An 11,278-nucleotide genomic window follows, 5' to 3' on the forward strand; every position below is an offset into this window, starting at 1 on the left:
TCTTCGGAACTCTCAGCACCCTTGCCCTTTTTGAGGTAGGCAAGATTACTCGCCTTCCCCAAGCAGTGCGCCGGTACTGAAATTAGCGTGCGTAGTCAACGGAACGCGTTTCACGCACGACACAGACTTTAATCTGTCCTGGATAATCAAGGTTCTCCTCGATCTTATGCGCAATATCGCTAGCCAGGCGGTTGGCTTCGTACTCGTCAACCTCCTCAGGCTTGACGATAATCCTAATCTCGCGCCCGGCCTGGATCGCGAACGATTTCTCAACGCCAGTGAAGGAATTGGCGATATTTTCCAGGGCTTCCAGACGCTTGATATAGAGATCGATAGTCTCGCGCCGCGCACCTGGACGAGCTGCCGAGATCGCATCGGCGGCCTGAACAATCGCCGCCTCTAGCGTCTGGGGCTCTGTCTCGCTGGCGTGATGTGCCACCATCGCATGAATAATTTTTGGCGATTTGCCAAAGCGCCGCGCCACTTCGCCGCCGATAATCGCGTGAGGCCCTTCCACCTCTTGATCGATAGCTTTACCCATATCATGCAATAGCGCAGCCGTCTTACATACATTTACATCGGCGCCCAGCTCATGGGCAATAGTGGCAGCCAGAATGGATACCTCGACCGAGTGGGCGAGGACATTCTGTCCATAACTTGTCCGAAAATGCAGCCGACCCAGGATCTTAAGCAGCTCGGGCTGCAGGCCATGCACATTGGCCTCCATAGCTGCGTTCTCGCCGGCCTCACGGACAATGGCTTCCACCTCCTGCCGGGCCTTGGCCACCACATCTTCAATGCGCGCCGGATGGATACGGCCATCGAGAATCAGTTTAGTAAGCGCGACACGGGCTATCTCGCGTCTGACCGGATCAAAGCCAGAGAGAATAACAGCTTCGGGCGTATCGTCGATGATCAAGTCAACGCCTGTCGCCGCCTCCAAAGCGCGGATATTGCGACCTTCACGGCCGATAATGCGCCCCTTCATTTCATCATTAGGCAAAGGAACGACAGAAACCACTGCCTCAGCTACCTGGTCAGAAGCGCAACGCTGAATGGCCAGGGTAATGACTTCGCGTGCGCGCGCCTCGGCTTCCTCGCGCGCCTGCTCCTCGATCACCCGCACACGTTGCGCGGCCTCACTACGAACACGGGTCTCGATACGCGAAAGGAGCAGCTCTTTGGCTTGCTCCTCGGTTAACTGGGCAATGCTCTCAAGCTCACTAACCTGCTTCTGCTTGAGCACCTCCAACTCTTCGCGCGTCTGTTCCAGCAGGCGCTCCCTAACCTGAAACTTGCGCTCCCTCTGCTCAAGTATGTCCAGCTTGCGTTCGAGGTTTTCTTCTTTTTGCTGCATGCGGCGTTCCTGGCGTTGTAGCTCAGCCCGCCGTTCTGCGTTTTCGTGCTCTATGGTAGAGCGAATGCGTGCGGTTTCTTCGCGCGCTTCCCTCATGGCCTCACGCTGATCCGCCTGCACCTCAAGGAGCCTTTGCTCGCTAGTCTCCTTTAAGGCGCGCAGACGCGTTTCAAAGCGCTCTTTATTCTGAGTCCGGCCGTAAAGATATCCAGCGGCGAGGGCGATAAGTGCTCCGGCTAAGAGAATAAGGGCAATGACGATAATCTGTGTTGATGACACGTCGGCCTACCTCCCGTAGTAAAGGTGAACAGGCCTATTAAGGCTATTTGTCATATAGATGTGTTCTAGATAAATCATAGTTGGTGGGCATAGTGCAGAAGTGTACTATGCGCCAAGCATACTATATAAGAGTGTTAACAATACGTCAAGAATGAAAAACCGGGAAATATAGATCATCTATGACAGAAATACTTCTTTGCCTATCTCTGTCATAGTGTCTGCTTAAGCTCCGCTAAATGGTCCAATGACCCGTAATGAATTGCAGGACCAGAAAAGCTAGCATGGGTAAGGCAAGTAAAAGATAGCCTTGATGAAACCAGGAACGGCGCCCCAGTCGCGCCAGCACAATAAAACCGGGAAAGATCTCAAGAACCAGGCGCTGAGCCGAGGGCATGGGATCATAGGGAATGCCACCATTGCCAGGTGAGCCGGGAAAGATGGTAATGTAGACAAGGGCGAGCAGCCCGTACAGTAGAAGCGGCCACTGGTCCCGGCGAAAGCGCTCAGGACCAAATAGAGCAAGGATGAGCAAAGCCAGGAAGAGTCCGATGGCGATAAGTTCGATGATAATATGGGCATTGGCAAAGGTGTAAAGCGGGATGCTAAACAGGCTCTTGATGCCAATAAATGGAGCTACCCAGGGAAAGCTGAGACCTTGCCGCCAGCCGGCTTGAGCGTGCAAGAAGGCCAGCGGATCGTGAAAACGCACATAAAGTCCAGCGGCAAAAACTGCAAGGCCGAGCGGGATCAAGAGAATACATAGCAGGCTGGGAAGCAGGCGTAAGCTGCGCAGCAACTGCCTTTCCTGCCAATCCTGCCTTAGCTGCGGCCATTTCTGACGCAAGAACTCGCAGAAGAAAATAAGGGCCAGAAAAATGCCGATTGAACGCGAGAGCAAGGCAAGACCGCCAAAGAGCCCGGCCAGAAACCAGGCTGCGCGCCGCATGGCGTAAAAGCTGAGCAGCAGAAAAAACAGGAAAAGCGATTCGTTATAGCCGGCAAAAAAGAAAAGGGCGGTCGGAAAGATAGAGAGATAAAGGGCCGCACGCCGGGCCGTTGGAGGATCAAACTCAACCTCCACAAAGCGGTAAAGCACTATCAAGGTTCCCAGGAAGGCCAGGTTCGAGATGAACATAGTAGATTCGAGAATGTCACGGTGAAAGAGCACGCTGAAGGCATGCGCAAGCGAGGGAAACAAGGGAAAGAAGGCTGCATATTCGGGCGTGGGATAGCCCTGAGTCGCGATAGTCGTGAAGCGCACGGCATCCCAATGGTGCCAGGTATACAGGACGCTGCGAAAGGTTAGTGCGCCAGGCCAGTAGTTAGGGACAAAGAAGAGGACGCCGCCAAAGTAGGCGAGCAGCAGAAAGATGAGTCGTGTGAGCAGAAAGATGGGCAAGATGGCAAGGGTAGCTTTCCACCAGGGATCGATAAAGGTGCGCCAGGACATCTGGATACTTGCCGTGCTGTCTGCAGTTTGCGTGGTCATTGTATTATTTCCATTTGAGGTTTGAATATGCATTGTTAGGACATGCTCCCGCGTTTTTTATCTGCTAAAAGTGGGCTGCAAGGCGCTGGACCGAGACAAGCATATACGCGCGCGTGACTTTGCTGCTTGCGCTGACTCTGCTCCCAACGTTAGTTAGATCCAGCCCTTACATTATTCATTTTATACATACATCAGAAGTGGCTAACCAGGCGTGTAAGAGATGATAAGAGAGAACTCTTTTCTCCAGCTTCTCTCAATCTATGCCGCTACCAGCGGTGGCAATGCTCTATGTGTCAAGCCGACTAACATGAGTATACTTGAAATGCGTCTGATTGTCACTGTATCGATAAGGAGCAATGTTGTGGATACAAAACAGGATGTGGAGGGTATACGCCCAACACATGTGGTAACATGCTTTCTAATGCGCAACGATGGAACAGAGCCACACATCCTCACGGTGAGGCGCAGCCAGAAGGTTGGCAGCTATCATGGGCATTGGGCAGGCATCAGCGGGTTTGTGGAACCTGGCGTGACGCCCGAGGAGCAGGCCTTTACAGAGATTCGCGAGGAGACGAGTCTCTCACGCGAGCAGGTGCGTATGCTCAGGCGCGGCAAGATTGTGGAGTATGTGGATGTGGAGCTCAAGCGGCATTTTTATGTGCATCCTTTTCTCTTCTATGTCTTGACGCCCGCTGCAATCAAGACCGACTGGGAGGCGACTGAGATGCGCTGGATTGTACCCGCCGAGCTACACAATCTCACCACGGTACCCAGGCTGCCCGAAGCCTATGAATCGGCCTCACAGGGTGAAGAAGTGCCCTAAAAGGTGATCTGCGCTGGCATCCAACATCTAGAATGCGCCTGCTGCAATATCTCTTCCATACCTTTGGCATTGATGAGGTAGCGCAGGCGATTCAAGCGCACAAACAGAACACTTAAGGGACGAGCTCGTTCTCTCGTCCCTCACCGATCCTTGTTATAGGCGCTCGATGATTGTGGCAATGCCCTGTCCCACGCCGATGCACATCGTAGCCAGGCCAAAACGACCGCCGCGCCTTTCAAGCTCATGGAGCAGGGTGGTCACAATGCGCGCGCCGCTGCAGCCAAGCGGATGACCCAGAGCGATAGCGCCGCCATTGACGTTCAGCTTGTCCATGTCGATCTCCAGCTCGCGCATACACTGTAGCGTCTGTGAAGCAAAGGCTTCATTGAGCTCAATCAGATCCATATCTTTGATGCTCAAGCCGCTCCGCTGCAAAACCTTGCGTGTAGCATAGATTGGACCCAGACCCATATAGGCAGGATCAACGCCCGCCACAGCGCTGGCGACGATGCGAGCCCGCGCCGGCAATCCAAGCTGACGGGCGCGACTCTCGGCCATCAAGACAAGCGCCGCCGCGCCATCATTGATTCCGGCCGCATTGCCGGCGGTGACGCTGCCACCTTTGCGAAAGGCAGGTTTGAGCTTAGCAAGTTTCTCAAGTGAAGTATCGGAGCGGGGATGCTCATCCCGAGTAACCACAACCGGCTCGCCCTTCTTCTGGGGAATTGTCACCTGAACGATCTCGGCGGCAAAAATATCGGCTTGCTGGGCCGCCACCGCCTGCTGATGACTACGCAGCGCATAGGCATCCTGATCGGCCCGGCTCACATTGTAGCGCTCAGCAACGTTCTCGGCAGTCTCGCCCATACTGTAGGGATAATGCAGCTCGGCTAGCTTGGGATTGATAAAGCGCCAGCCAAGGGTTGTATCCTCCAGCTTCATATTGCGTCCAAAGGCGCTCTCGCTCTTGCCAAGCACAAAAGGCGCCCGCGTCATACTCTCGACCCCACCAGCGACAAATGTATCGCCAGCCCCCGTCTGGATAGCCTGAGCCGCGCTATTAATAGCCTGCAAACCGGAGCCACAGAGCCGATTGACGGTTTGCCCGGCAACCTCGACTGGCAAGCCGGCCAGCAAGAGCGCCATGCGCGCTACATTGCGGTTATCCTCGCCAGCCTGGTTTGCACACCCGAGAATAACATCTTCAACACTAGCAGGGTCGACCTTTGCTCGGTGTAGCGCTTCCTTGATAACCAGCGCGGCAAGATCATCGGGCCGCACATCTTTAAGCACACCGCCATAGCGCCCAATAGGCGTACGAACTGCAGAGAGGATAACCGCGTTTTCCATGATCTCTACCTTCCCTGGAACTGCGCCTTGCGCTTCTCGACGAAAGCTCGCGTGCCTTCGCGCATATCTTCGGTGGAGAAGAGCAGGAAGAAGTTTTTCCTTTCGATCTCCAGGCCTTCCTCAAGTGAGGTCTCGAAGGCGGCAAGGACTGACTCTTTGGCCAGGCGGGCGGCAACTGGCGCCTGTTCGGCAACTTTGTGTGCTAGCTCTAGAGCGGCCTTCAGATGCTCGCCTTTAGGCACAACCCGATTCACCAGACCGTGCTGGGCCATCTCTTGAGCCGAAATATGTGCACCGGTAAGCACCATCTCCATGGTGCGATACTTGCCAAGCACGCGAGCCAGGCGCTGCGTGCCACCGGCTCCCGGAATGATGCCCAGGGCGATTTCGGGCTGCCCAAAGCGCGCGTTCTCAGAAGCTACGATCATATCAAAGTGCATGGCCAGCTCGCAGCCACCACCCAGGGCATAGCCGCCCACAGCTGCGATCACCGGCGTGCGTGTACGTTTAATGCGTTCCCAGGAGCGGAAATTGCCTTCCATCATCTCGATCGGAGATTTATCAGCCATCTCCTTGATATCTGCTCCGGCAGCAAATGCCTTCTCGCCTGCTCCGGTTACGACGATGCAACCGATAGTGCTGTCCCTATCAAAGCTCTCTAGCGCATCTGCCAGCTCACTGACGAGCTGATTATTGAGGGCATTTAGCTCTTTAGGACGATTCAGGGTAATAATCCCTACGCGCTCTTCGCGTTCGACAAGAATGTACTGGTAATCTGCCATAACGCTCCTTAACAGCTAGTAGACTATCAGGGCTCAAGTGGCAGGGAAACAAGCAGGGACGCAAGGGGCTGTGCCCCAACACTCTCCCCTGGCCGCCACAGGCGGCACCCTCACCAATCTCTGATTGACAGGCTACTAATGTGGATAGACAACTGAAATAGACGTTTTTAGTATATCACCCGCCGAGGTTGGCGGCTTCATATCTCTATTTTAACATATCTCTATGTCAACCTATGAAAGCCTTTGTGTTGCCCAAGGCTATTTATTTTCCTGTTCTTGCCCCACCCGCCCATGAAGAAGGGAAAATGGGGCACGCCCCATGCCCAGGCAGAGGACTTGCCTTCCTCTACGCTCCTGCTTCTCATGAGAAGTAAATGGCCTTGTGTTGCCCATGGCTATTTATTTTCCGCTATTTGAGGTACGCTACGTATTATACATGGTAAGAGGGATACCAGCCGGTGTTAGCAATTGGCAGATCTGTTGTACCAAAAGCAAAGGCAGTAAAAAGTTCAAGCATCGCTTGCATGTCCGAAACTACATAGAAAGGGCGAGATGATCCTTATCTTATGTCAAGACGATATTGCTAAGAGAATAGGTTTGAGCCGCTTTGCAACTCGCGACAAATGCTTGCATTTGTTATCTCATTGCGTTACATACGTATACACAGCACGTTTAACATGTTAAAATATAATTATTATCGTTATTTCTGTCGCTTGCTTGATAATGTTGAGCTTGTAGGGTAGAAGCTTTACCATCACTATGGACATGTAAAAAATTGTATATTCTAAAATAGAAGCAAGATCTGTTCGCTTGTGTTGTAATGTGTTTGAAGGAGGGGTCCAGGCCGTGAAGAAGTCACAAGAGACGAGCCCAAATTATCTGTTGAAAAGTGCTCGGGAGGGTCATGGTTGGACGCAAGAAGAACTGGCAGAGAAGATTGGCGCGACCTGTGTAACTATCAGCAGATGGGAAAACGGGGTAACGTTCCCCAGCCACTATTTTTGTAAGAAGTTGAGCAGTCTTTATAGCAAAACCTTCCAGGAATTGGGCCTGATTCGCGATGATCACCGCAACAGGAGGCGCAAATATCTGCGCAGCTCGATGTTACTCCACACTTCAGCTTTGCACGACTCTCCTCCGGCGCTAAGTCTTTCCTCTTCCCTTCGCCCTCGCACCAAACCCATCTTCTTATTTAATGAGCCCTTGACGAACCCTGCTGAGTTCTATGGACGCAGATGTGAGCGCGAGACACTCATCAGCCGCACGTACCGCCGAGCCTCAACCTCCATTATCGGCCCCCGCCGCATTGGCAAGACCTGGCTCATCGATTACTTGCGGCTGACAGCTCCAAAGGAATTTGGCGCGCGCTTCTCTATCGGCTATCTTGATGCGACCATGCCCAGTTGCCGAAGCGTTACAGGTTTTGTGACCGAGGCTCTGTGCGTGCTTGGCCTGCCGGTCACCGAAGATGTTGATGGCTTGATCAGCCTGGAGAAGGGCTTGCGCGTGTTGAAGGCCCGGGATCATATTCCCGTGCTTTGCATAGACGAATTCGAGGGCTTCAGCAACAAACAAGAATTCACCCTCGACTTTTTCCAGGGTCTGCGCGCCATGACGCACGCCTACAACCTGGTTCTTGTCGTCGTGAGCAGAAATCCTTTAAGCATGGTAATGAGCAAAGATGTCGAACCCAGCGGCTTTTTCAATATCTTTGAGCAGCTCATGCTTGAGCCATTCGACGCGGAGGAGGTTGACGAGTTTATCTATGAGAAAGGGAGACAGGCAGGGTTTACAGAACAAGAGTGCGAGGCGCTTAGCAAATATAGTGCGGAGTGTCAGCAGGGCTGGCCTCCCCTACGCCTACAGCTGGTAGGGAAAATGCTTCTTGAAGACAAAGAGAGGAATAAAATCGGTGTGCAATACTGGCAGAAGTTTAAGCTGCGCCTTGAAGAGATCTATCGCAGCGTGACTTCCTGAAGGAGCTGACAGTAATTGAGTCCCCAGAGGCGGGGACTCGGGCAAAATGGCTATATGCAAAACTTCCCAGGCCATACGGCTGGATTTCCCGGCATAGGCAGAGGAAGAAGATCAAGAAGTCCAGACGCCCTCGGGATCACAGGACCGAATCAGGCGCAGTTCTTCGGCGCTGGGCGGCTCGGTCTCGCGACAATCCGGGGCAAGGCGCAGCTGCCAACCTGTTTGCTCCTGGACCTGCTCAATACTCGTACCTGGATGATAGGATTGCAAGAGCGCTTCACCGCTCTCAGGATCAAAAGTAAAGACCGCCAGAGTCGTAATCAGCGCCGCTGGACCACCTCTTGGCAGGCCGACCCGCTTACGCCAGGCCTGACCGGCGGAACCCTGTTCATCCGGATAGCCATAGCCTGGACTGGTCACAAAATCTACTTTTTCGCGCAAACGATGGCGCTCATGCGGCATAATAATGGCCAGGCGTTGCGCCAGCGAGGCAATGTCTGCTCCCCCGCCACTTCCCGGTAGGCGCACTTTAGGTTGCTGCCAATCCCCAATCACAGAAGTGTTAAGATTTCCGTAACGATCAATCTCCGCGCCCCCGATAAAACCTAGCTGCACCTCGCCAGCAGCCATCACCCCCAGCACATTGCGCGTACTGGTTGTCCACAGGGCATCGGCAATGTTAGGAGCATCGCCCATTGTATATAAAAGCTGGGAAGCCGGCGCATCGCGCATCGTCCCCGTTTCGAAGAGGCCAACACAGTCAGGAGCATGGGTAAGCTTTGCCAGGGCAAAAGCCAGGAGCGGCAAGCGCATCCCGACAAAGACATTTTCACCATCGCGTATCTGGCGCGCAGCGCAGACAACCATTAATTCTCGCGGTGTATAATTCATTCCACGTTCTCCTCGGATGCAATGAGTACCCTCAGCCATTTCTCAACAAGAGCTGGCGGAACTTAGTAGCCATAATCGACGGGGGCCGCATAGCGATGTTCTTTCACGCTGAGATTGCGCAGGCGCTCTTCGTCTATCCTGGCCATATAAGCTGCGCGCGTCGGAACCTGCAAGACCCATTCTTCAAGCCAGGCCTGGAAGCCCTCGGCGCTGCGTGTTTGCTGATGATACTCATGGAAGCTCTGATGATCGCGATTGTAGTAGCCCTGCACGGCAGAAGGATAAGCGCCCCAGGGCTCATGCACCACTGCGCGCACTTTATACGATGGTCCCACAACGCGATTTGGATCGCTGGTAATCACGGCCCGAGGCACGATCTCTTCGGCCACAACAATGACATCGCGCGCGGCTAGCATGGCCTCCTCGGTAATCCCAAGGCTACCCCAGACATGCGCATTTCCATTCTCATCGCTGCGCTGGGCATAGACGATGGTTACATCGGGACGTAAGGCCGGGACAAGCAGGACGGGCGAACCATCTATGATCGAACGATCCACACGCAAGCCTGGATTCTGGTTAACGATATCGCTGCCCAGCAACGAATGGGTGGGAATATAGGGGGCGTCAAGGCTAGCAGCCAGGAGCGCTAGCGAAATAGTATAATTGCTGTATTCCTCAACAGTAATCGCCTGTGGGATACCGCGCTCAACAGCGCGACGATAGTTATGCCCCAACCCTTCGCTAACATTGCCTACCCACGCCGCCTGAATCTTCGCTACGCATCCCGCACCGATGAGCTGATCGAAAAGCATATCAGAAATAGGGCCGACCAGGGTAAGGCCGCGACGCTGCTGGCGGATGATCTCGTGTCCCACAGCAAAGGGAATCAGGGGCTCAAGCGCAAGGCCCAGCGCCACTACTGAGCCATTGGGTACATAGCGTGCTACAGCCTCTGCCATCGTAACTAGCTTGCTCATGAGCTTTACTACTCCATCCTCGAAATTCGCTTGCTCTCACATTGAGCACTGCGTTTCCTGAGCTATTCGCCTTCAACAGAAGAATGTTATTATTGTATCGCATCCTTCATTTTTGTAGCCAGCCAGGCAGCTGGCAAGCTGTGGTTGTTCCGCCGCCAGAAAGCGGCGAGGTGGAGAGAGTTTGGGGCTCCGCCCCATGCCCCGGTTAAGGGCAAATCCGCTAGGTCGCGGCGCCCCCTTAACAATCTCTTGTTTGGAGAATGGGAAAGCCCTGGCTGAGAAGCAGAGCTTGCCAGCTCTGCTTGTTCCGCCGCCAGAAAGCGGCGAGGTGGGAAGGGAAACGTTGGGCCGCTAAGCTCTTATTTTGCCGGGATAAGTTCCATAATAATATTGGCGTGGCTATCTGAGAGGAAAATGCGGTCGTGCGCGTCAATTGCCAGCCCCTGGGGTGCTAACAAGCCCTGCTGGATCAGCACCTCGCGCTTATCTGTTTGTGGGTCAAGGTAAATGAGGGCATGAATTTTAGGCGAGAGGTCAGTGACAAAAATATTGCCATGGCTATCGATAGCCACAGCATTGAGCCTGCCAAAGCCGCCGAAGCGCGTTTTTTTGCCCTCGGGAGTAATGCGCCAGAGCGCGCCGCCGCATTCGTCGGTCACATAAATATTGCCCTTCTGATCAATCGCCGCGTCAACCGGGCGCACTATACCTGTAGCCAGGCGCGTCAGGGTTTTACCATCAAGGCTCATGCGGTAGACATCGCCAGTTGGGCTATCAGGCAGGATCAGCGTTTCGGTGATAGGATCAAGGGCAATGCCATCAATGCCATTCTTACAGCGGGCCTGGCTCACGTTGCCCGGGAGCGTGCGCAAGACTGAAGGCGAGGGAGCGCGCGGCTTTAAGAAGAGAATCCGGTTTGTGCGCTGCTCTGCAATGATCAGGCTTCCATCTTTTCCCACCACCAGCCCAGCAGGACCCGCCATTCCTCGCAACAAGATCGTAACCGTCCCATTCGCATTTAAGCGATTTATCGTGCCATTATAGGAATCGCTAAAGAGCAGGTGCCCCTTGCTATCAAAAGCCAGGTCATTGGGCCGACCAAAGCGGCGCAGCAGGATATGAGATCGATAATGCCTCAAGGCTTTTTGCGCGGCAAAATTTGGGCTAAGCGTGGGAGGCACATTCATCGAGGCTGACGCCTGGTGCGCGGCGCGGGTTGCAGTTTGCGTTGGGTAAGGGAGAGCGCTGGGCAGCGCAGACGATTGCTGCTCCGCACATGCTGAAAGGATAAAAAGGCAGAAGAGGCAAAGAATTCTAGTACAAATAACACTGGCGCGAACTGCAAACATAGGG

General features: G+C 53.9%; 9 protein-coding genes. 2 read left to right on the forward strand and 7 right to left on the reverse strand.

The genetic code is table 11. From position 1 onward, the window contains the following. Positions 1 to 82: 82 nt before the first annotated feature. Entirely contained in the window at positions 83 to 1,636 is a 1,554-nt protein-coding gene (rny, locus tag EPA93_RS30835; protein WP_129891205.1) for a ribonuclease Y, read from the reverse strand. A 232-nt stretch (positions 1,637 to 1,868) separates the two neighbouring features. Continuing rightward, positions 1,869 to 3,125, reverse strand: coding sequence for a mannosyltransferase family protein (locus EPA93_RS30840; RefSeq protein WP_165423502.1), 1,257 nt, complete (start codon positions 3,123 to 3,125; stop codon positions 1,869 to 1,871). Positions 3,126 to 3,486: 361 nt separating this feature from the next. Between EPA93_RS30840 and EPA93_RS30845 the strand changes: the two genes are divergently transcribed. Then, positions 3,487 to 3,948 carry an NUDIX domain-containing protein gene (locus EPA93_RS30845; protein WP_207229247.1) on the forward strand — a complete coding sequence of 154 codons (462 nt, stop codon included), beginning with the start codon at positions 3,487 to 3,489 and terminating at the stop codon, positions 3,946 to 3,948. Positions 3,949 to 4,101: 153 nt separating this feature from the next. Here the strand turns inward: EPA93_RS30845 and pcaF are convergent, their stop codons facing one another. Together pcaF and EPA93_RS30855 are read right to left on the reverse strand one after the other, a co-directional pair. Then, the gene (gene pcaF / locus EPA93_RS30850) at positions 4,102 to 5,298 is read right to left on the reverse strand and encodes a 3-oxoadipyl-CoA thiolase (protein WP_129891207.1); all 1,197 of its coding nucleotides are present in this window, start codon (positions 5,296 to 5,298) and stop codon (positions 4,102 to 4,104) included. Between the two features lie 5 nt (positions 5,299 to 5,303). Then, positions 5,304 to 6,080: an enoyl-CoA hydratase-related protein gene (locus EPA93_RS30855; RefSeq protein ID WP_129891208.1), complete on the reverse strand. Its 777-nt coding sequence runs from the start codon at positions 6,078 to 6,080 to the stop codon at positions 5,304 to 5,306. 846 nt (positions 6,081 to 6,926) lie between these two features. On the opposite strand from EPA93_RS30855, the gene EPA93_RS30860 reads away from it, so the two are divergent. Next, on the forward strand, positions 6,927 to 8,057 hold the full coding sequence (locus tag EPA93_RS30860) for an XRE family transcriptional regulator (protein ID WP_165423503.1): 1,131 nt from the start codon (positions 6,927 to 6,929) through the stop codon (positions 8,055 to 8,057). 111 nt (positions 8,058 to 8,168) lie between these two features. Here the strand turns inward: EPA93_RS30860 and EPA93_RS30865 are convergent, their stop codons facing one another. The 3 genes from EPA93_RS30865 to EPA93_RS30875 all read right to left on the reverse strand — a co-directional run bounded on the left by EPA93_RS30865 (position 8,169) and on the right by EPA93_RS30875 (position 11,274). Continuing rightward, complete coding sequence (locus tag EPA93_RS30865; RefSeq protein WP_129891210.1) at positions 8,169 to 8,948, reverse strand: CoA-transferase subunit beta; 780 nt, start codon at positions 8,946 to 8,948, stop codon at positions 8,169 to 8,171. A 62-nt stretch (positions 8,949 to 9,010) separates the two neighbouring features. Then, on the reverse strand, positions 9,011 to 9,925 hold the full coding sequence (locus EPA93_RS30870) for a CoA transferase subunit A (RefSeq protein ID WP_129891211.1): 915 nt from the start codon (positions 9,923 to 9,925) through the stop codon (positions 9,011 to 9,013). A gap of 359 nt (positions 9,926 to 10,284) precedes the next feature. After that, a complete protein-coding gene (locus EPA93_RS30875) occupies positions 10,285 to 11,274 on the reverse strand; it encodes a Vgb family protein (RefSeq protein WP_129891212.1) in 990 nt (329 codons plus the stop codon). Positions 11,275 to 11,278: the final 4 nt, after the last annotated feature.

It is taken from the genome of Ktedonosporobacter rubrisoli, from assembly GCF_004208415.1.
GTDB lineage: Bacteria > Chloroflexota > Ktedonobacteria > Ktedonobacterales > Ktedonobacteraceae > Ktedonosporobacter > Ktedonosporobacter rubrisoli.

Excerpts from the sequence above, each read along its gene's own strand:
- EPA93_RS30840 (WP_165423502.1), bottom strand. The coding sequence starts at position 3,125 with ATGACCACGCAAACTGCAGACAGCACGGCAAGTATCCAGATGTCCTGG.
- pcaF (WP_129891207.1), bottom strand. The coding sequence starts at position 5,298 with ATGGAAAACGCGGTTATCCTCTCTGCAGTTCGTACGCCTATTGGGCGC.
- EPA93_RS30855 (WP_129891208.1), bottom strand. The coding sequence starts at position 6,080 with ATGGCAGATTACCAGTACATTCTTGTCGAACGCGAAGAGCGCGTAGGG.
- EPA93_RS30865 (WP_129891210.1), bottom strand. The coding sequence starts at position 8,948 with ATGAATTATACACCGCGAGAATTAATGGTTGTCTGCGCTGCGCGCCAG.
- EPA93_RS30870 (WP_129891211.1), bottom strand. The coding sequence starts at position 9,925 with ATGAGCAAGCTAGTTACGATGGCAGAGGCTGTAGCACGCTATGTACCC.
- EPA93_RS30875 (WP_129891212.1), bottom strand. The coding sequence starts at position 11,274 with ATGTTTGCAGTTCGCGCCAGTGTTATTTGTACTAGAATTCTTTGCCTC.